The organism is Streptomyces sp. 147326, assembly GCF_045000215.1.
Lineage (GTDB): Bacteria > Actinomycetota > Actinomycetes > Streptomycetales > Streptomycetaceae > Streptomyces.
In genome coordinates, this window is sequence record NZ_CP134201.1 from 4,772,032 (window position 1) to 4,792,500 (window position 20,469).

13 protein-coding genes (1 of these 13 only partly in view) are annotated in these 20,469 nt (G+C 74.6%); 6 read left to right on the forward strand and 7 right to left on the reverse strand.

What is annotated here, in order from left to right:
• Positions 1-19 precede the first annotated feature (19 nt).
• From trmB to RIU97_RS21855, 3 genes are all read right to left on the reverse strand, one after another.
• Positions 20-832, reverse strand: coding sequence for a tRNA (guanosine(46)-N7)-methyltransferase TrmB (trmB, locus tag RIU97_RS21845; protein ID WP_404959248.1), 813 nt, complete (start codon positions 830-832; stop codon positions 20-22).
• A 149-nt stretch (positions 833-981) separates the two neighbouring features.
• Positions 982-2,220 (reverse strand): L-2-hydroxyglutarate oxidase, encoded by a 1,239-nt coding sequence (lhgO, locus tag RIU97_RS21850; RefSeq protein WP_404959250.1) that lies wholly within the window; start codon positions 2,218-2,220, stop codon positions 982-984.
• Between the two features lie 53 nt (positions 2,221-2,273).
• A complete protein-coding gene (locus RIU97_RS21855; RefSeq protein WP_404959252.1) occupies positions 2,274-3,947 on the reverse strand; it encodes a sporulation protein in 1,674 nt (557 codons plus the stop codon).
• A 629-nt stretch (positions 3,948-4,576) separates the two neighbouring features.
• On the opposite strand from RIU97_RS21855, the gene RIU97_RS21860 reads away from it, so the two are divergent.
• Complete coding sequence (locus tag RIU97_RS21860; RefSeq protein WP_404959254.1) at positions 4,577-6,838, forward strand: asparagine synthase-related protein; 2,262 nt, start codon at positions 4,577-4,579, stop codon at positions 6,836-6,838.
• Positions 6,839-6,875: 37 nt separating this feature from the next.
• Here RIU97_RS21860 and RIU97_RS21865 read toward each other — a convergent pair whose 3' ends face one another.
• The gene (locus tag RIU97_RS21865) at positions 6,876-8,144 is read right to left on the reverse strand and encodes an MFS transporter (protein WP_404959256.1); all 1,269 of its coding nucleotides are present in this window, start codon (positions 8,142-8,144) and stop codon (positions 6,876-6,878) included.
• Positions 8,145-8,297: 153 nt separating this feature from the next.
• Between RIU97_RS21865 and RIU97_RS21870 the strand changes: the two genes are divergently transcribed.
• From RIU97_RS21870 to RIU97_RS21880, 3 genes are all read left to right on the forward strand, one after another.
• Positions 8,298-8,804 carry a MarR family winged helix-turn-helix transcriptional regulator gene (locus RIU97_RS21870; protein WP_404959258.1) on the forward strand — a complete coding sequence of 169 codons (507 nt, stop codon included), beginning with the start codon at positions 8,298-8,300 and terminating at the stop codon, positions 8,802-8,804.
• A gap of 26 nt (positions 8,805-8,830) precedes the next feature.
• Positions 8,831-10,759, forward strand: a complete 1,929-nt coding sequence (locus RIU97_RS21875; RefSeq protein WP_404959260.1) for a BTAD domain-containing putative transcriptional regulator — start codon at positions 8,831-8,833, stop codon at positions 10,757-10,759.
• 799 nt (positions 10,760-11,558) lie between these two features.
• Positions 11,559-12,449 (forward strand): tetratricopeptide repeat protein, encoded by an 891-nt coding sequence (locus tag RIU97_RS21880; RefSeq protein ID WP_404962896.1) that lies wholly within the window; start codon positions 11,559-11,561, stop codon positions 12,447-12,449.
• Here the strand turns inward: RIU97_RS21880 and RIU97_RS21885 are convergent.
• Both RIU97_RS21885 and RIU97_RS21890 read right to left on the reverse strand, forming a co-directional pair.
• Positions 12,436-14,460, reverse strand: a complete 2,025-nt coding sequence (locus tag RIU97_RS21885; protein WP_404959262.1) for a sigma-70 family RNA polymerase sigma factor — start codon at positions 14,458-14,460, stop codon at positions 12,436-12,438. The genes RIU97_RS21880 and RIU97_RS21885 overlap by 14 nt on opposite strands.
• Positions 14,461-14,837: 377 nt before the next feature.
• On the reverse strand, positions 14,838-15,611 hold the full coding sequence (locus RIU97_RS21890) for a TetR/AcrR family transcriptional regulator (RefSeq protein ID WP_404959264.1): 774 nt from the start codon (positions 15,609-15,611) through the stop codon (positions 14,838-14,840).
• A gap of 341 nt (positions 15,612-15,952) precedes the next feature.
• Here RIU97_RS21890 and RIU97_RS21895 point away from each other — a divergent pair, with 341 nt between their 5' ends.
• Positions 15,953-17,371 (forward strand): NAD(P)/FAD-dependent oxidoreductase, encoded by a 1,419-nt coding sequence (locus RIU97_RS21895; RefSeq protein WP_404959266.1) that lies wholly within the window; start codon positions 15,953-15,955, stop codon positions 17,369-17,371.
• A 135-nt stretch (positions 17,372-17,506) separates the two neighbouring features.
• On the forward strand, positions 17,507-19,360 hold the full coding sequence (locus RIU97_RS21900) for a SpoIIE family protein phosphatase (RefSeq protein ID WP_404962897.1): 1,854 nt from the start codon (positions 17,507-17,509) through the stop codon (positions 19,358-19,360).
• A gap of 98 nt (positions 19,361-19,458) precedes the next feature.
• Here the strand turns inward: RIU97_RS21900 and RIU97_RS21905 are convergent, their stop codons facing one another.
• On the reverse strand, positions 19,459-20,469 hold the 3' portion of the coding sequence (locus tag RIU97_RS21905) for an MFS transporter (protein ID WP_404959268.1). It continues 297 nt past the right edge of the window; only the last 1,011 of its 1,308 coding nucleotides appear in the window; its start codon lies beyond the right edge, outside the window — the gene reads right to left on this strand; its stop codon occupies positions 19,459-19,461.

Consider the following 20,469-nt stretch of genomic DNA (forward strand, 5'->3'; position numbering starts at 1 on the left):
GACACGCGCGGTGACGTTGTCAGTTCTCCGTGCGACGGAAGAGCAAGTCGTGTACGACGTGGCCCTTGTCGAGACCCTGGCCCTCGAAGCGGGTGAGCGGCCGGAACGCGGGGCGCGGGGAGTAGCCGCCGTCGGCCTGCGTGTTCTCGAAGTCCGGGTGCGCGGTCAGGACTTCGAGCATCTGCTCGGCGTACGGCTCCCAGTCGGTCGCGCAGTGCAGCACCGCCCCGGGAGCGAGGCGGGTGGCGGCCAGCGTGAGGAACTCGGGCTGGATCAGCCGGCGCTTGTGGTGGCGGGCCTTGGGCCAGGGGTCCGGGAAGTACACGCGGATCCCGTCGAGGGAGTCGGGCGGCAGCATCTCGCGGAGCAGGATGATCGCGTCGCCGTTGGCCACGCGGACGTTGCTGAGCCCGCCCCGCTCGGCGAGGGCGAGGAGGTTGCCCTGCCCGGGGGTGTGCACGTCGGCGGCGAGGATCCCGGTGCCGGGGTCTTCGGCAGCCATCTGCGCGGTGGCCTCGCCCATGCCGAAGCCGATCTCCAGGACGACGGGGAGGCCGTCGAACATCGCCTTCAGGTCGATGACCTCGTGGCCGTCGATGTCCAGGCCCCAGGTGCCCCAGAGGCGCTTCAGGGCCTCGCCCTGACCGGTGGTGACCCGGCTGCGCCGGGGCTGGAAGCTCCGGATCCGCCGCTCGTGGTGCGAACCGGCCGGATCCGGCGAGGGCCCGTCGGGGAAGCGGGGCTCGGTCCGCCACTTGGGCGGCACGTACGAACTCGCCTCCGGCGCGGCGTCCGGGAGGCTGGGCGGCTGGGGATTCAGGGACTCAGACACAATGCCGTGATTCTACGACGGGGGGCCGGTGCGCCGACGCTGCTGGGGCTCCGCCCCGGACCCGCGCGCTGTTCTTCAGCGCGCCCGGCGTTTGAGGGCACGGGCGCGCGGCGCACGTACGGGGTCCGGTGGCCCGGGCCCGGCACCGCTCAGGTCGAGCCGAGGGTTCGAAGGGCTCGGGAGGCGATCTCCCGGCCGATCGGGAGCGACGCGGTAGCCGCGGGCGAGGGCGCGTTCAGCACGTGGACCGTCCGCGGGGCGTCGCGGATCAGGAAGTCGTCGACCAGCGTCCCGTCCCGCAGGACGGCCTGCGCCCGGACCCCGGCCGCCGCCGGCCGGAGGTCCGCCGCGGTGACGGCCGGCAGCAGGCGCCGTACCGCCCGGGTGAAGGCCCGCTTGGACAGCGAGCGGTGGATCTCGCCCGTGCCGTACCGCCAGTGCCGTGCGGCCATCCGCCAGGATCCCGGCCAGGCGAGCTCGTCCGCGATGTCGCGGGGCCGCACCGTCGACCAGCCGTAGCCCTCGCGGGCCAGCGCGGGCACGGCGTTGGGCCCGACGTGGACCCCGCCGCCGATGCCCCGGGTGAGGTGGACCCCGAGGAAGGGGAACGCCGGGTCGGGCACCGGGTAGACCAGCCCGCGGACCAGGTCCGGACGGGCCAGGTCGTAGTACTCGCCCCGGAAGGGGATGATCCGCATGCCCGGGTCGTCCCCGGCCAGGCGGGCGATCCGGTCGCACTGCAGGCCCGCGCAGTTCACCAGCACCCGCGCCCGGACCACCAGGCCCGACGTGGTGCGGACCGCGACGGCCGACGCGCGGCGGGAGATCAGGTCGACCGCGCCGCCGTAGACGATCTCCGCGCCCGAGGACTCCGCCAGCTGGGCGCTCACCCGGCCGTAGTCGACGATCCCGGTGCTGCCGACGTGGATCGCGGCCAGGCCCCGGACCTCCGGCTCGTACTCGGTGATCTGCGCCGGGCCCAGCTCGCGCACCGGGATGCCGTTCTCCCGGCCGCGCTGGACCAGGGCGTGCAGGCGCGGCAGCTCCTCCCGCTCCGTGGCGACGATCAGCTTGCCCGTCACCTCGTGCGGAATCCCGTGCTCCGCGCAGAACTTGACCATCTCGGCGGCGCCGCTCACCGCGAAGCGCGCCTTCAGCGATCCCGGGCGGTAGTAGATCCCGCTGTGGATCACGCCGCTGTTGCGGCCGGTCTGGTGCCGGGCCGGGCCCGGTTCCTTCTCCAGGACGACCACCTTGGTCCCCGGAGCCAGGCTCGACAAGGCGTGCGCCGTCGACAGACCGACGATCCCGCCGCCGATCACCAGCACATCGCAGTCCACGCCCACGCCGCCGCCCACGCTGACACCTCCCACCCCTGCATACTGCACCCCGGCACCGACAACGAGGCCACGCGGGTCCCGGGCCCGCCTTCCCTCTGGTCCTACGCCGGCGTCACCAGCAGCGGCCGGGCCCGCTCGCGCAGCTCCGCGACGCGCGGCTCGTCCCCGTACGGTTCCAGCCGGTGCAGCAGGTCCCGTACGTATTCGGTCGTCCGCGCCGAGGAGATCCTGCCCGCCACCTCCACCGCCCGGGTGCCCGCCGCGCAGGCCGCGTCGAGATTGCCCGACTCCAGTTCGGCGACCGCGCTGACCACCAGCCGCAGCCCGTGCGAGCGTACGTACTCCTCGGTGGGCCGGGACAGCGCCTGCTCGGTGAAGCGCCGTACTTGCCCGGGGAGTTTGAGGTCGCGGTAGCATTCTGCCGCATCCGCCGCGAAACGGTCGTACGAGTAGAAACCCAGCCAGGTCGGATCCGGATCGCCTTCCCGGGACCGCTCCAGCCACCCCTCCGCCGCCCGCAGCGCCGCTCCGGCGGCCGCCGAATCGCCCGCCTTCGCGTGCGCCCGCGCCTCGACCAGCCGGAAGAAGCTCATGGTGCGGGCGGTGGCCAGGCCGCGGTTGCGCTCGACGGCCGCCTGCGCGAGGTCCACGCCCTCGTCAGGGAAGTCCCGGTAGGTCGCCTGCAGGGACATCGAGGCCAGCACGTAGCCGCCGAGCGGTACGTCCGCGGCCGCGCGGGCGAGCCGCAGCGCCTGGATGTAGTAGCGCTGGGCGGCCTCCTGCTGGCCGGTGTCGAAGGCCATCCACCCGGCCAGCCGGGTCAGTTCGGCGGTCGCGCCGAACAGGGCGCGGCCCACCTCGTCGGTGTACGAGCCGAGCAGCAGCGGCGCCGCGTCCACCCGCAGGCACTCGGGCACCATCGACGAACGCCAGTCCCCGCCGCCGTACTTGGAGTCCCAGCGGCGCGCGTCCTCGGCGGCCTCGCGCAGCTTCGTCACATCGCTGTGGCCCACGCGCTGCCCGTGGTCGCGCTGCGTTTCGGCGCCGGGCTGCGCGGGCACAACGGTGGACGGCGGGCCCGGCGCCGGGCCTGCCATCGGGCCCGTTGCCGGTCCGGTCGTGCGGCCCTCCGGGGAGGGCCTGGGAGCGGGTGCCGTCGCCTCGTGCGCCGGCGCCGAGGCCGGCGTCTCGGGCGTCGCCACGTCGTGAGCCGAGGGGGTGGCAGCAGTGACGGGGCTCTGCGCCGCCGGGCCGTGCGTGCCGGGGCCGTGGGCCGCCGGGCCGGGGCCCGTACCCGCCGGTTCCCGCGCCACCGAGCCGTCGGCGGGAGATATCAGCCAACGCGAGGCGGGCGTCGCGTACGCCGCCACCGAGAAGGAGCCCGCGAGCGACTGCCAGATCCCGCCACCGCCGCGCCGCCCGGCGAGGTCGAGCCGGTAGAGGTCGGTGGCCGAGCGCACCGCCGCGCCCACGTCGCGCGGGAAGGCCAGGCCGACCTCGGGCGCGGGGTCCGCGTCCGCCAGGCCGATCTCGTGCAGCGGCACCGGCCGCCCCAGTTTCGCGCCGATGGCGGCGGCGATCAGATGCGGGGCGGCGCCCTGCGGCACCATCCCCTTCGACACCCACCGGGCCACCGACGTCTTGTCGTACCGAAGCGTCAGGCCGCGCTGTGCGCCGAGGTCGTTGACCCGCCGGGCCAGCCCGGCGTTGCTGATGCCCGCGAGGGCGAGGACGGCGCCGAGCTTCTCATTGGGCTCGCGGAGCTCCCTGGACATGCGCCACCCCTCGTCACACGCGGAACGCATACGCCGCCGGGGCATAGGCGCCCGGCATTTCGTAAACCCAGCGTAGTTCCCCGCCTCCCAAGCGTTAAGGCCCTTACTTCCGTATGGCGGGATTGTTGTCCGTTTGCACAGTCCGGTCCGGGCCCGGTGCCGGGGCGCACGTGTCATCGCGTGCTCCGTCCGTGTGGCCGTGCGCCCGCCCGTGCGCTCTGGCCGGGCCGGGGGCCCGGCGATTCGATTGCGGTGCGTGGGTCGGCCCGCTGCGCGGATCGGTCGGGCCGGGGGATGCCGCTACCTCAATCCCCGCGGGTGGCGGAACGGTCCGGGGGGCGGATTCCGCCTCCCGGACCGCGCCCGCGCACCGCGCTCCGGCGGCCCGGGACGGCTCTCCCAGCAGCCGAAGAATGGCTGAAAGCGACCTATGGGGCGGTGGGAACGGAACGCCAAATACCGCGTGGCCGGGGCGTGTTCGTTTGCATGTGCGCCCCCTTTAACCACTCTCGCACGCCTGTCCCGTGGCAGCATGGACCCGAGCCATCCGGGGTCCCGCCGGCCGCGCCCTCAGCGCTGACCGTGCTGCCCGTGCCCCGGTCATGTGCCCACAGGCTGGGGAGGCGGCGGTGCGCTGGTTGGTGGGTTGGAGCAGTATCGCCGCGAGCTTCGGCACGGCCGGCCGGGTCGCCGGCCACGGCTCGGGGCACGCCTCCGGCCAGGGTGCCTCCGGCCAGGGCGGCTACGGCCAGGGCGGCTACGGCCAGGGCGGCTACGGCCAGGGCGGCTACGGCGACGCGGGCGCCCCGCTGCGCGGCGGCCTCGCGGACGCGGCCCACGCGGACGACCCCGGCGCGGACGCCGAACGCACCGTCCACCCCGTGGGCGCACAGCTCCTCTGGGGCGACCCCGACCCCCTCTGGGCCGTCGGCGACTGGCGCCCCGACGAGATCCGCACGGTCACCGCGGACCCCGCCGACCCCTTCACCCGGCTCGCCGTCCTCGGCTGCTGCGGCGCGACCGACGCCGAGCTGAGGAGGGCCCTCTACGCCGCCCGCGGCGGAGCCCTGCGCCACCTCACCCAGTGGTCCGGCAGCTACACCGCCGTCGTGCAGGCCGGCCGCCGCATCACCGTCGTCGGCGACCTCGCCGGCGCGCGCCCCGTCTTCTACACCCCCTGGGCGAGCGGCACGGCGTACGCCACCGCCGCCCTCCCGCTCGCCGACCTCATCGAGGCGCAGCTCGACATCGGCCATCTCGCCGCCCTGCTGGCCTGCCCCGACAGCCCGGAGGCACTGGGCGACGGCACACCGTACGCCGGGGTGCGGCGCATCCCGCCCGGGCACGCGCTCATCCTGCGCGAGGGCTCCCGCGAGAGCACCGGCTACGAACAGGTCGCCTCGCTCGCGGTGGCCGCCCCGGAGGCCGATGCCGAGCGCGCGGTGGAGGGCGTACGGGAAGCGTTGGTGGACGCGGTGCGCGCCCGGCTCACGGCTCCCCGCCATGCTCCCGACACGCTGCCGCCGTACGATCCCGGCCCCGTGCCCGGAATGGGCCCCGCCGACCGGCGCGCGGCCCGCGGCGCCCCGGCTCCCGGGGTGGGCGCCGACCTCTCCGGCGGCAGCGCCTCCGCGACCCTCGCCCTGCTGGCGGCCGGCCTGCCGGGGGCCCCGGGCACCCTGCTGAGCCCCGCCGGGGCGCGGCTGCTGGCGGTCACCTTCAACGACCTGGCCACCCCGCAGGGGCGCGAGGCCGAACTGGAACGGGCCCGGGCCATCGCCGCCGACCCGCGCCTGCACCACGTCGTGGTGGCCGCCGCCGGGGAAGCCCTCCCGTACGCCGAACTCGACGGCCCGCTCACCGACGAACCCGGCCCCTCCCTCGTCTTCGCCGCCCGCGAGCGGCGAAGACTGGCCGCCGGCTCGGCCGACCACTTCACCGGCCACGGCGCCCGCCAGGTCCTCGACGCCCACCCGGCCCGCATGGCCGACCTCCTGATGGACCGCCGCCGGCGCCATCTGTTGCGCCCGGTGGCGGCGCTGGCCCGCTCGGCCTCCGCCTCCGGAGCCTCCGGGGAGTCGCTGCTGGTGCCGCTCACCGTGTACGCGGCGGCCCGCAGACTCGCCCGTACGACGTACCGTGCGGGCATGGAAGCCGCCGCGGCCCGGCTCCGCGAGGGCGGGGTCACCGAGCGCGCCTCCGGTCCGGTGGACGCTTCCCTCGCCGCCCTGACCTGGGCCCGGCCGGGACCTGCGGCCGGCTGGCTCACGGGCGAGGCCCTGGCGGAAGTATCGATCCGGCTGACGGTCGCGGCCGGCCGGCCGCCGCTGTCGCTGCGGCCCGGGGAGGCCCGGGCCCGTTCGCTGCTGGCCCGGCACGCCGCCGACCACCGGGTGTTCGAACAGGCCGTGGAGGTCCGCAGCCAGCGCCTGCACGCCCCCTTCCTGGACAACCAGGTCGTACGGGCCGCCCGCGCCCTGCCCGAGTCCCTGCGCGTCCAGCCCGGGGCCCGGGCGGAGATCCTGCGCAGCGTCCTGGCCTCGGCCGGAGTGCGCGAGCTCCCGCCGGGCTGGGGCGCCACGGCCCACACCCCGAACGAGACGGCGACCCGGCTGGGGCTGCGCGCCGCCCTGGACGAGCTGCTGTCGCTCTTCGCCTCCCCGCTGCTCGCGGACGCCGGCCTGATCGAGGCCCGGGTGGTGCGCCAGGCCCTGCTCGACGCGGCGGACGGCCGGCCGGTCCCGCTGGACGGGCTGGCGGAGCTCGTCTCGATGGAATTGTGGCTGCGCCGGCTGCTGGCCCGCCGCGGCACCTGCTGGACGGGGACCTCGGCGGCGCGCCGGCGGGCGGTGCCGGAGGGGGTCCCGGTGCACCGCCCGGCGCTGTCGTGACGCTGCCGGCCCGAGGCCCTGGCCCGGCTGCCGTGGTTCAGGAGCCGAGGACCAGGGCGGTCGCGATGGCCGGGCCGAAGGCGCCGCCGAGCTGGTAGCAGAGGGTGAACAGGCCGATGGCCGTGGGGCGCTGGGCGTCGGGGACGCTCGACGCCGCGTGCGTCGACAGCACGGCGTTGGCGCCGGTGGCGCCGAACACACCGCCCAGGGTGGCGAGCAGCAGCAGCGGTCCGTGGCTCGCGAAGACCGCGACCAGCGCCGCCAGGGTGCCGATCCCGACCAGCACCGTGCGTACGGCCACCCGCCCCATGCGCGCCGAGCCCGCCGCCAGCAGCCAGGAGAGCGCGGAGCCGGTGAGCAGCGCCACGAGCTGACCGGCCCCGGCCGCGCCGGTGTCCCAGCCCGCGCGGTCCGAGAGCAGCCGGGGTACGGCGAACAGCAGGGTGAAGTACGAGGTCGACAGCGCGAGCGCCAGCAGCGCGGAGCCGAGGAAGAGGGGCCTGCGGATCAGCGCGGCCGGGACGAAGCCCTCGGGGCGCCGCCGTATGTGGAGCGCGAGCAGCGCGGCGGTGAGGGCCGCGGAGCCGAGGGCGACGGCCGGGGCGTGGGGCAGCAGGACCAGGGCCGTGGCCAGCACCGTCAGCAGCGCGGCGCCGCGAGCGTCGAACCTGCCCTGCGGGGCGGCCGTCGGGGCCGTCGCCGTCGCGTACTTGCTCACCGCGGGCACCGCCAGCAGGGAGACCAGGGACACCGAGAGCGAGAGCCGCCACGACACGGCGTGCGAGAGCTGGGCGCCGAGGAGCGGGCCGGTCGCGCCGAGCATGCCGAAGCCCGCGCTGATGACGCCCATCCGGCGGGCCGAGCCGGCCAGGCTCATGGCGGCCGCCACCAGGCCGGCGCCGCCGGCGGCCTGCGCGGCCCGCCCGAGGAGGGTCACGGGGAGCCAGGGGGACGCGGCGACGAGGAGCGTTCCGCCGAGCAGGAGGGCGCTGGACAGCCGGAGCACCGGCGCCAGGCCGCGGCGGCGCAGCAGGCCGGCCAGCAAGGGGACGGAGACGGCCATGGCCCAGGCGAAGGCGGCGACGAGCCAGGCGGCGGTCGAGGTGCCCACCCCGAGGGAGCCGGCCATGTCCGGAAGGATCAGGACGGGTGCGTTGGCTGCGGCGGCGACGGGCGTGGCCAGCAGTGCCAGCCAGAGGACGGGGACCAGACCGGGCCGGTTGGCGGTGGGAGTGGTCGTGGTCGTGCTCGTGTTTGTGCTTGTGCTTGTGCTCGTGCTCGGGGAGGTGCTCGTGGTCGTGGTCATGGTGGCGCCCACTCCGATCCATCTCAAGGCTCAGAATCTCAACGTTGAGATAAAAGCAGGGCAGTCCTCTTAACGTCAAGTGTCTCAACATTGAGATATCCTTCTCGGGGGGCGTGAGCGGAACCAGAAAACGCACGAGGATGAGGACGCGACATGAGTGACGCAGTGGACGCGATCGTCGGCCAGTGGGCGGCCGAGCGCCCCGAGCTGGTGGCCGGCCTGTGGCCCGTCGAGGTGCTGGCCCGCGTCCAGCGGATGAACCGGATCATCGACCGGCACCTCAAGGCCTTCGCGGCCGAACGGGACCTGGAGGTGGGCGAGCTCGACATCCTCTTCACCCTCCGCCGGTCCGGACCCCCGTACGCGCTCACCGCCGGCGCCCTCATCCCGGCCGCCATGGTGACCTCGGGCGCGATCACCAACCGCATCGACCGCATGGAGGCCAAGGGCCTGGTCGAACGGGTCCGGGACGGGCAGGACCGCCGCTCGGTCCGCATCCGCCTCACGGAACAGAGCCTCGCGCTCACCGAGTCGCTGATCACCGATCACCTCAGCCACTACGCCGAGCTGCTCGCCCCGCTCGACCCCGCCACCTGCGCCACGGTCGCCGAGGCCCTGCGCACCCTGCTCGAGGCGAACGGAGACACTTCGATCACCTGAGCCCGGATGCGGGGCAGAATTGGCGGGTGCGGTATCTCATCCTTGGTGTGACCGAGGCGCGCGACGAGACCGGCGCCCCCCTCCCGACGGCCGGCGTCCGCCTGCGCGCGCTCCTCGCCGCCCTCGCCCTGCGCGCGGGCCGCCGGACCTCCGTCGCCGAACTCGTCGACGACGTCTGGGGCGACGACCCGCCCCAGGACGCGCCCGCCGCCCTCCAAGCCCTCGTCGCCCGGCTGCGCCGCGCGCTCGGCGGCCGGGACACCGTCACCGCCGACCCCGCCGGCGGCTACCGGCTGGCCGCCGCCCCGGACGACGTAGACCTGCACCGGTTCACCCGGCTGGCGGCCCAGGGCGGCCGGGAGCTGGCCACCGACCAGGCCGCCGCCGCCCGCACCCTCCGCACCGCCCTCTCCCTCTGGCGCGGGCCCGCCCTCGCCGACCTCCCCGAACCGGCCCGCACGGGGCACGCCGCCGGCCCCGAGGCCCGCCGCTCCGCCGCCCTCCGCGACCGCATCGAGGCGGACCTGCGCAGCGGCGCCACCGCCCCGGCCGCACTCCTGCCGGAGATCGAGGCGCTGATCCGCGCGTCCCCGTACGACGAACCACTGCGCGCCCAGCAACTCCGCGCCCTGCGCGCCGCCGGCCGCCCCGCCGACGCCCTGGCCGCCTACGAACGCACGCGCCGCACCCTGGCCAACGCCCTGGGCACCACCCCCGGCCCCGAACTCACCACCCTCCACACCCAACTCCTCAACCCCACCCCCAGTCCACAGCCCCCACAGTCCGCGCCCGCGCAGTTCCCGCAGTCCGGGCCCGTGTACGAGGAGTCGGCACTTGCGCCCGGGCAGCTAGAGCTGGGGCCCTGGCCCGCGCACCCGCAGTCCGGGCCCGTGCAGTTCCCGCAGTCCGGGCCCGTGCAGTTCCCGCAGCCCGCGCCCTCGCATTCCGCGCGGCCAGAGCCGGGGCCCGATCCTGCGCACTCGCACCCGCAGCCGCACACGGATCGCATCCAGCCCACGCCTGCGCAGCCCGGGCCGCCCTCGCCCACGCACCCGCAGTCCGGGCCCGTGCAGTTCCCGCAGTCCGCGCCCGCGCAGCCGCAGGCTCCGTACCCGCAGCCTCCGCCAGAGGCGCCCCGTGGGAATCTCCGGCCCCGGCTGACCTCCTTCGTCGGTCGCGAGCCCGAACTCGCCGCCCTGCGCGAGGACCTGGCCCGGCTGCGCCTCGTCACCCTCACCGGCCCCGGCGGTTCCGGGAAGACCCGTCTCGCCGAACACGCGGCCGCCGCGCACCCCGAAGCCGGCTGGATCGTCGAACTCGCCCGCCTCGACCATCCCGCGGCCGTGCCCGGCGCCGTCCTCAGCGCGCTCGGCCTGCGCGAGAACTCCCTCGTCGCCCGCGAGAACACCGCCGCTGCCGACCCCACCACCCAGCTCGTCGAACACTGCGCCCACCGCAGCCTGCTCCTCGTCCTCGACAACTGCGAGCACGTGATCGGTGCGGCCGCCGAGCTGGCGGAGGAGCTCCTGGCGCGCTGCCCGGGCGTGCAGATCCTGGCCACCAGCCGTGAGCCCCTGGGCGTGCCGGGGGAGTCGCTGCGCCCGGTGGAGCCGCTGCCGGATCCCGTGGCGCTGCGGTTGCTCGGTGATCGTGGGGCGGCAGCCCCGCCCCGACTTCACGGTGGACGACGATCCGGCCGCGGCGGCCGAGATCTGCCGGCGTCTGGACGGTCTGCCGCTCGCCATCGAGCTGGCCGCCGCCCGCCTGCGGCTGCTCACCCCGCGCCAGATCGCCGACCGGCTCGACGACCGTTTCCGGCTGCTGACCAGCGGTGCGCGTACGGTCCTGCCCCGGCAGCAGACCCTGCGGGCCGTCGTCGACTGGTCGTGGGACCTTCTGGACGAGCCCGAACGCACCGTCCTGCGCCGTCTGTCCGTCTTCGCCGGCGGCTGTGACCTCGCCGCCGCCGAGGCCGTCTGCGCCGACCCGTCCTACGACACCGCCGACGTCCTCGGCTCCCTCGTCGACAAATCCCTCGTCCTGGCCGAACCGGACGCCGGCCACGGCATGCGCTACCGCATGCTCGAAACCATCCACGAGTACGCCGCCGAGCGCGCCGCCGCCCACCCGGCCGACGCCCGGACCACCGCCCGCCGCCACACCTCCCACTACCTCGCCTTCGCCGAAGAGGCCGATCCCCTGATCCGCTCCGCCGCCCAGCTCCCCTGGATCCGGCGCGTCGAGACCGAGCTCGACAACCTCCGCACCGCCCTCGACACCGCAGTCGCCGAAAGGACCGACACCGACACCGAAACCGACACCGAAGCCGAGACCGATGCCGGCGCGCAGATCGCCCAGCGCCTCGCCTTCGCCCTCGGCTGGTTCTGGTGGCTGCGCAACTACCGCGCCGAGGGCGCCGAGTGGACCACCCGCATCCTCGCCCTCACCCCCGCCGAACCGCCCGAGGGCTCGCCCGCGTACTGGCGCTACATGCGCCTCCAGGTCCTCTGCATGTTCCTGCTCGCGGAGAGCAACTCCGCGGAGAAGTTCCGCACCCCCGAGTACCGCGCCCTCGCCACCCGCATCCGCGAGACCTTCCGCCACGGATCCCCCGAGACCACCCTCTTCCCCGGGATGCTCTGGCCCACCACCGCCTTCCTCGTCGGCAGTCCCCTCGACTTCCACCTCCGCCTCGACGAGTCCGTCGCCAACTGCCGCCGCCACGAGGGTGACTGGGAACTCGGTGTGGTCCTCATGCTCCGCACCCACGTCGCCATCGACGTCATCGGCGGCCTGCCCACCGTCGACGCCGACCTCGCCGAACTCCACGAGATCGCCCACCGCGTCGGCGACCGCTGGACCCGCGCCCAGGTGGCGGGCGCCGCCGGGGAGGTCGCCCTCTTGCGCGGCCGGTACGCCGAGGCCCGCACCGAGTACGAGGAGTGCCTGCGCCTCGCCCGCGAGGTCGGGGCCCACACCGAGGCGCCCTTCGCCCTCGCCCGGATCGCCGGAGCCGCCTACTGCGCCGGTGACTTCGACGAAGCCGAACGCCTCCTGGCCGACGCCGACCAGGAGTCCGGCCGCCACGGCGGGGTGCACGACGTCAGCAGTTTCGCCCGGCTCCTCTCCGCCCTGCTCGCCCTCGAGCGCGGCGACCTCGCATCGGCCCGGAGCGAGTGCGAGCGGGCCCGCGCCGAATCCGTACGGATCACCGTGCCCGCACAGTTCACCGCCGAGCTGGACAGCATCGACGCCGTCCTCACCTCCCACGAACAGGGCCCGGCAGCCGGCCTGGCAAAGATCGGGCCCGGTCTCGCCGCCGCCGTCACCGCCCGCTGCGCCGAGCGCTTCCTGGCCGGGATGGCCGAGGCCGCCGCCGTGATGCTGGCCGACGACGGCCGGCCCGCCGAGGCCGTACGGGCCCTCGCGGCGGCCACCGCCTGGCGTGCGGGCCATCCGCGCTCGGTCCCCGAGAGCGGCGCCGTGGAAAGGCTCCCGGAACGGACCCGCGCCCTGCTCGGCCCGGCCCGCTACGCCAGGGAGGAGTCCACCGGGGCCGCGCTCACCCCGGCCGAACTCGCCACGGCACTCACCGCGACGCTCACCACCAAACTGATCACCGCCAAACTGATCACCGGCAACTGATCACGGCGTCGGCCCAGCTCGCCAGCGTCGGCAGGCTGCCCGGCCCGGCCTTCTCCACCACCAGCCGCAGCGTCTTGCGCCCGGCGAGGGACACCTGCACGCCCACCGGCGGGTCCTCGTGGCCGAGGTCGGCGGACTGCCACAGCCGCTGCCCGTCGCCGTACACGGAGAACCGCACCGAACCGTCGGTGAAGATCGGCAGGCCGTCCACCCCGGCTTGCGCCGAGAAGCTCGTGCACTGCCGGTTGAGGGCGATCTCCACCGAGGACCGCGAGTTCACGGTGATGCCCTGCGAGAACCGGCGGCCGCCCACCTCCAGCCCCCAGCGCTGCCACACCCAGCTGCTGCGCCAGGTCTGCACCTCGGGACCGCGGTGGTCCCCGTAGGCCGAGTGCGCGAGCCGGGCCAGCTGGAACCCCTGCGGCGGCTTCGACGGCGGCGGGGTCGGCTTCGCCGAGGTCCTGCTCGGCGACGGCGCGGGCGAAGGCTTCTCCCGGCTCGGCGAGGGCGACGGTGACGGGGACGAGGACGGCGAAGGGACCGCGGGAGCAGCGGAGGCCGGAGCCGAAGGCGTCGGCGTCGGTCCCTGCGTCGGCCGTACGGAGCCCCGCGGGCGCGGCGGCTCCTCCCCGGGCGGGCTCGGCTCCGCCGTAGGGGAGGCGGGAGCCTCCGGCACGGCCGGCGCCGCCACAGCGGGCGCGGGCTTCGCCCGGGCCTGCGGTTCGGCATCGTCCCCGGCGAGGGCGAACACCACCCCGGCGGCCGCGGCCACCGCGATCCCGGCCGCGATGGCGGCCTTGGCCGGCAGCCCGAGCCCCTCGGAAGCCAGGGCGCCCCCGGCCCCGCCCCCGGCACCCGTCCCGGCGGCTCCGCCACCGGCACCGGCACCGGCACCGGCCGCGCCCGCGGCACCACCCGAGGCCCCGGCCCCGGCCGCCCCGGCTCCCGCGGTCGACCCACCGGAGGCGGCGGCCGCGGCCCCGGCCCCGCCCGCGGCAACGGCTCCACCCGCCACCACCCCGGCGGCCTTGGCCGCGTACCCGGCGGCGAACCACCCGATGACCGCGACCGGAAGCAGCGCGGGGATCCCCGCATTGACGTCCTTGAGCTCCCCGGCCGCCAGCCGGCACTTCACGCACTCCTCAAGGTGCTGGCGCAGCCCCCGCTCCGCCCGCATCCGCAGCCCACCCCGCGCATAGGCGCCCAGCCGGTCCGAATACCGCGCGCAGTCGCCGCCCGCGCTCAGCGCCGCACTCACGTGGGCCTGGAGATAGGCCTGCTTGAGCCCCTCCCGGGCACGACTGGCCAGCACCGCGGTCGCGTTGGCGCTGAGCCCGAACAGCGGGGCGATCGAGCTTGGCGACGCCTCCTCGACGGTGGTGTGCCACAGCACGGCCTGCCACCGCTCGGGCAGGCTGCGGAAGGCCTGCATGGCCAGCGACTGCTCGGCCTCGTGCATCGCCCGTACGTCCGCGCCCAGTTCGAGCGTGTCGTCCCCCGACAGGCCAGAGATCCCGGCTCCGCCCTCCGAGCCCGTGGCCGCCTGCTCCGCGAAGACGGCGAAGTCCTCGACGAGGTGCTCCCGCTTGGCCGTCTTGGCCCAGGCCGCGGCAACCCTGCGTACGGTCGTCAGCAGGTAGGCCCGCACCGACTGGTCCGGCCCGGCCCCGCCCCGTACCGCCTGCAGGGTCCGCGCGAACACCTCGGCGGTCAGGTCGTCGGCGGTGTGCCCGTCGCGACAGCAGGTCCGCGCGTAGCGCCGTACGGCATCGGCGTGGCGACGGAACAGCTCCTCGTACGCACCGTCGTCCCCGCCCCGCATGCGGGCGATCAAGTCGGCGTCGGCCGGAGGGACTTCACTCCCGATGCCGCCGGGTCCGGAAGAGCCCGAGTGGCGTGCGTGGCGCCCGCTCCGTTCGCGCTGGGCCGGCACCTGCCGTGCGGGCAGGCCGCCCGCCTCGACCTCGCTGCCGGCGCCACCGTGTGGTTCTTCCCGCCCGTCAACGCTCATTGCGGAAGCCCCCGCACGACACACTCAACCGGTACACCGATCAAGCGTGTCACACGGCGGACGCGCGTCGAACCCCTCTGCGCGCCATCCACTCGTCCGGGCACAATTCGGCGAATCGCCCTACTGTCGCCCCGACGTGCGAACGCCCCGACGACTCAAGAGCCCCACGACTCAAGAGCCCGGCGATGAGAGGCGCGGCGATGAGAGGGCCCGACGTCCGAGAGCGCGCCCTTCGAGAAGTGCACCCTTCGATAGGCAGGCCCTTTGAGAAGCGCGCCCTTGGACAAGCCCAGCCAACGCCCGCACCAGCCGCCCGGCATCCGCCCGGCATCCGCCCGGCGCCGACGGGGCGCCGAGCCGATGCCGACCCGCAGAGGTCACACCGTGCGGGACCGCAGCCCCTCGAGCAGGATGTCGAGCAGCCGGGTCGAAGCCGCCGCCTGCTGCGCCGGGTCGGGCAGCGCGGGCGCCGCCGTCGCTATCACCAGCAGTACATCGGCCACCGTGACGTCGGTACGCAGCTCACCGGCCTCCCGTGCGCGGTGCACCAGCCGGCCGACGACCTCCAGCAGCGCACCCGCACCCGCGTCGTCCGAGGGCTCGTCCTCGGCCGCACTGCGCGCGCCCACGACCCGCAGCTCGGGGGAACCGGTTGCCGCGACGGCCTGGCGCTGCTGCGGAACCCGCGCCGCCTCCGCTTCCTCGGCCCCGTCCTCGCTCGCCGCGCCGACCCGCAGCACCTGCGGCGGCAGCAGCCGCCCGGCGCCCGAGGCCACGGAGGTGCGCAGGAAGCGCGACAGCGCCTGCCACGGCTCCTCCTCCTGGCCCAGCGCGGTCCTGGCCTGCTCGGTCAGCCGGGCGGTCTCCTCTTCGGCTATCCGCCGGACGAGGACGTCCTTGCTCGGGAAGCGCCGGTACACGGTGCCGACCCCGACCCGGGCGCGCCGCGCCACGTCCTCCATCGGAGCCCCGTAGCCCAGCTCGCCGAAGACCTCGCGGGCCGCCCGCAGCACGTGCTCCAGGTTGCGCTGGGCGTCCACGCGCAGCGGCGTGGACCGGCCTACGCCGTGCGTGGTGCCGCCCGCGAGCGCGCGACCGTTGCTCTCGACCGAGAGAGCGGACGCAGAACCATGGAAATCGGAAATGTTCATATGTTTCCCCCGGTAATCATTTGTCTCCCCCCGGAGACACTCCCCGCCTTCACGTCGAGGGGGCCACGGTCTCGGGCCCGGTCGTACTACTCCTCGACGAGATACGAACATAGTTGAGCCAGAGTCAATTCAGAAGGGGCAGCCCCGGACGGACCACCGCCCGATCGGAGCATTCACCCCCACTTTTCCGTTCCATACCCCCGGAATCTGCCGTTCCCCGCACCCTGACCTGCACATTTACGCCCACACCGAACGTCCTCTTCCACCCCGCCCCACCGCCACCTCCGGTCACACAATTTGTCGGGCCTGTGGACAAACTCCCGGCCACGTTGCGTCATGGGATGGTGAAGGCTGCTAACTCCCGGGGCACGGCCCCCGGTACCCCGCCCCGTACGCGCATCCTGATCGTCGGCGGCGGCTACGTCGGCATGTATACGGCGCTCCGGCTCCAGCGAAAGCTGAGAGCCGGCGAAGCTGAGGTCACGGTGGTCACCGCCGAGCCCTACATGACGTACCAGCCCTTCCTCCCCGAAGCCGCCGCCGGCGCCATCTCCCCCCGCCACGTCGTGGTCCCCCTGCGCCGCGTCCTCGGCAAGTGCCGGATCGTCATCGGCGAGGCTCAGCGCATCGACCACTCCAAACGGACCGTGACCGTCGCCACCCTCGCCACCGCCGACGAGGGCACCGGTCCCGTCGAGATGGAGTACGACGAACTCGTCCTCGCCCCCGGCTCCATCTCCCGCACCCTCCCCGTCCCGGGACTCGCCGACTACGGCATCGGGTTCAAGACCGTGGAAGAGGCCATCGGCCTGCGCAACCACGTCATCGAGCAGATGGACATCGCCTCCTCCACCCGCGATCCCGCCCTCCGCGACGCCGCGCTCACCTTCGTCTTCGTCGGCGGCGGCTTCGCGGGCGTCGAAGCCCTCGGCGAGCTGGAGGACATGGCCCGCTACGCGGCGCGGTACTACCACAACATCAAGCCCGAAGACATGAAATGGGTCCTCGTCGAGGCGAGCGACCGGATCCTCCCCGAGGTCGGCCCCGAGATGGGCGTCTACACGGTCCGCGAACTGCGCCGCCGCAACATCGACGTCCGGCTGGAGACCCGGCTCGAATCCTGCGAGAACCGCGTCGCCGTCCTCAGCGACGGCGCCCGCTTCCCCACCCGCACCGTCGTGTGGACCGCCGGAGTCAAACCGCACCCCATCCTGGCCGCCTCCGACCTCCCCAAGAACGAGCGCGGCCGCCTGGCCTGCACCTCCTTCCTCACCGTCGAAGGAGTCGAGCACGCCTGGTCCGCGGGCGACGCCGCCGCCGTCCCCGACATCACGGCGGCCGAGAAGGGCCGCGAATGCGCCCCCAACGCGCAGCACGCCGTCCGCCAGGCCAAGGTCCTCGCCGACAACCTCCTCGCCGCCCTGCGCGGCGAGGTCCTGACCGAGTACGCACACAAGTACGCCGGTTCGGTCGCCTCCCTCGGCCTCCACAAGGGCGTCGCCCACATCTACGGCCGCAAGCTCAAGGCCTACCCGGCCTGGTTCATGCACCGCGCCTACCACCTCAGCCGCGTCCCCAGCTTCAACCGCAAAATGCGCGTGCTCTCCGAATGGACCCTCTCCGGCCTCTTCAAGCGTGAGATCGTCTCCCTGGGGTCCCTCGAACATCCCAGGGCAGAATTCGAACTGGCCGCAGGTGGCGGCCCCAAGACCCCTCCCCCGCCCCCCGCCCCCAACCCCCCGAAGAACGGCCAGGGCTGACGTTGTCAGTGCGGTCGGCCACACTGGACGTGTGACCATAGGTGGGCTCACCCCTGCACAGAGTGACATCGTCCAGTCAGCGACCGCCCACGAGCGACACAGCGACCACTCGCGACACCACGAGGCTTGAACGCAGTGAACTTCACGCGCTGGAGCGCCCGGTTTCCCGGAACGCAGCGCCGCGCCGCCGCCCGGACCGAACACGCCGCCGCCCAGGCCAAGCGGGGTGAAGGCGCGGTCCCGGCAGCCCGCGGCGGCCGCGCCGACCCCGGAACCGAGCGGCCCACGCCCGCCGCCGACGGCCAGCCCGCCGACCCCACGGTCTCCGGAACCGGCACGGCCACGGGCGGCGGATCGGGCAGCGGCACGGGCACCGGCAGCGGCACCGGTCCCGCCGGCGGCACGACCACAGGCCGTCGGACCGGCGTCCTCACCGCCGTCCCGTCCCTCGACGAGCTCTCCGTACGCGAGGTCCTCGGCCGGCTCCCCGCCCTGGTCGCCCTCGTCCACGGCCCCGAGCACCGCGTCGCGTACGTCAACGACGCCTACACCGCCGGCTTCGGCGTCCGCACCCCCGGCGCCCCCGCCCACGAAGCCCTCCCCGAACTCGGCGAGCTCGGCCTCCTGCCGCTCCTCGACCAGGTCCAGCGCAGCGGCAAGTCCCGTACCGCCAAGAACCGCACCGCACCCGGCGGCGCCCACTCGTACACCGTCACCTGCACCCCGGTCGAGTTCCCCAAGGCCAAGACCAGCACCGACACGGAGGCCGAAGCCGGCACCGTGGCGGAGGTCCACCACGCCGGCGTCCTCATCCACCTCGCCGACGTCACCGACCACGCCGAGGCCGTCGAGCGGCTCCGCGCCAGCGAACGGCGCCAGCGCGAGGCCGCCGTCACCCTCCAGCGCTCCCTGCTCCCGCAGGAACTGGAACAGCCCGACGACCTCCGCATCGCCGCCACCTACCAGCCCGGCGGCACCGAGGCCGCCGTCGGCGGCGACTGGTACGACGTCATCACCCTCGGAGCCGGCCGCACCGCCCTCGTCATCGGCGACGTCATGGGCCGCGGAGTCCGCGCCGCCGCCGTCATGGGCCAGCTGCGCACCGCCGTACGCGCCTACGCGCGCCTCGACCTGCCCCCGCACGAGGTGCTCCAGCTCCTCGACGGCCTCGCCGCCGAGATCGACGCCAGCCAGATCGCCACCTGCGTGTACGCCGTCCACGATCCCAACGAGGGCCTCCTCGCGTACGCCTCCGCCGGCCACCTCCCGATCCTGGTCCGCGACGAGGACGGCACCGTACGCAGAGCCGCCGACCCCACCGGCCCACCGCTCGGCACCGGCGGCTGGCTGCACACCTCGGGAACCATCGCCCTCGGCCCCGGCTCCACCGCCGTCCTCTACACCGACGGCCTGGTCGAGCGCCGCGGCGAGGACATCGACGAGGGCGTCGCCGCCCTGGAACGTGCCCTCTCCGGCGCCCAGGGCACCCCGGCCGTCATCTGCGACCGCCTGATGCGCGCCCTCGGCGTGGACGCCGACCACGACGACGACGTCGCCGTGATGGTCCTCCAGCAGCCCGCCCGCACCGGCGCGGACGCCGAGCTCTTCCACAACGCCGCCCTGGAACTCCTCGGCGGCATCGAGGCGGCCCCGCGCGCCCGCGCCTTCGCCCAGGGAGTCCTCGCCTCCTGGCGCTTCCCGGTCGAGCTGTGCGACCTCGGCGTCCTGGCCGCCAGCGAGCTCGTCGCGAACTCCCTCCAGCACGGCACCCCGCCGATGCGCCTGCGCCTGCGGCGCACCGACCGCCGCCTGATCATCGAGGTCACCGACGGGGACGACCACCTCCCGCGCCGCCGGCGCGCCGAGCCGGGCGACGAGACCGGCCGCGGCATCTCGATCATCGCCACCATCGCCTCCTCGTGGGGATCCCGCCGCACCCCGGGCGGCGGCAAGGCCGTCTGGTGCGAGTTCGCCCTGCCGGACAAGTAGCGGCCGAACGTGCGGAAGGCCCCGGTCCACTAGGACCGGGGCCTTCCGCACATCGATTCACTCACACGTACGTATATGAGTGCCCACGCCTACGCGCCCTACGCGCTCACGGGCTCCGCGCCGGCGACGGCCTTGGCCGCCACGACCGGACCGCCCTGCGCCACGACCCGACTCGTCAGCCACGGGTTGTCCTGCGCCGGGCTCAGCCGCCTGCCGAGCCGCAGCGCCAGAGCGGCGATCCCCAGCGACACGAGCACGAAGACGCCGATGTAGAGCATCGGCACGCCCGCGCCGAGCGGCACCCCGAGCGGACCCAGCGCCAGCGCCATCTGCTTGACCAGCGCGAAGGCCGAGTTGTACTGGCCCACCGAGCCCTCGGGAGCCAGGTCGGCCACCAGCGGCGCCAGGGTCGGCGACAGCATGGCCTCGCCGATGCCGAAGAGCGCGTAGGTGGTGATGAACGCAGCCGCGGCCATCATGGCGCTGCCGTGCCCCAGACCGGAGAACCCGGCGATGACCCATGCAACGGTCCAGATCAGACCGACGAGCGCGATCACACGGGACCGGCGGCGCTTCTCGACCAGACGGAGCACCACGAACTGCGCGACGACGATCGCACCGGTGTTGGCCGCGAGCGCGAAACCGAGCGTGGACGGGGAGATCCCGGCGGCCTCGGTACCGAAGGCGGCCAGACCCGACTCGAACTGTCCGTAGCAGGCGAAGAACACCACGAAGCCCAGCACGCACAGCTGCACCATGGCCTTGTGCCGGAGCAGCCGCTTCCAGCCGCCGCCCGCCTGCACCGTGTCCTTGGGCCGGGCGTCCTTGAACCCCTGCACCTGCGGAAGACGCACGGTGGCGATCACGCCGGCCAGCACCAGGAACATCACGGCCTCGATGCCGAACAGCAGCGTGAAGCTGCCGGGCCGGCTCTCGTCGACGATCTGGCCGCCGATGAGCCCGCCGATGCCCAGGCCCAGGTTCTGCATGAAGAACTGCAGGGCGAAGGCACGGGTCCGGGTGGACGGCGTGGAGCACCACACGATCATCGTGGCCAGCGCCGGCTGCATCACGGCCTGCCCGGCGCCGAGCGCCAGGGCGGACAGCAG

What these genes read in the sequence shown, in the direction of transcription:
- RIU97_RS21855 (WP_404959252.1), bottom strand. Translation starts at nt 3,947, where the DNA reads ATGTCCAGGGAGCTCCGCGAGCCCAATGAGAAGCTCGGCGCCGTCCTC.
- RIU97_RS21890 (WP_404959264.1), bottom strand. Translation starts at nt 15,611, where the DNA reads ATGAACATTTCCGATTTCCATGGTTCTGCGTCCGCTCTCTCGGTCGAG.
- RIU97_RS21885 (WP_404959262.1), bottom strand. Translation starts at nt 14,460, where the DNA reads ATGAGCGTTGACGGGCGGGAAGAACCACACGGTGGCGCCGGCAGCGAG.
- RIU97_RS21895 (WP_404959266.1), top strand. Translation starts at nt 15,953, where the DNA reads ATGGTGAAGGCTGCTAACTCCCGGGGCACGGCCCCCGGTACCCCGCCC.
- RIU97_RS21865 (WP_404959256.1), bottom strand. Translation starts at nt 8,144, where the DNA reads ATGACCACGACCACGAGCACCTCCCCGAGCACGAGCACAAGCACAAGC.
- RIU97_RS21870 (WP_404959258.1), top strand. Translation starts at nt 8,298, where the DNA reads ATGAGTGACGCAGTGGACGCGATCGTCGGCCAGTGGGCGGCCGAGCGC.
- RIU97_RS21880 (WP_404962896.1), top strand. Translation starts at nt 11,559, where the DNA reads ATGCTCCGCACCCACGTCGCCATCGACGTCATCGGCGGCCTGCCCACC.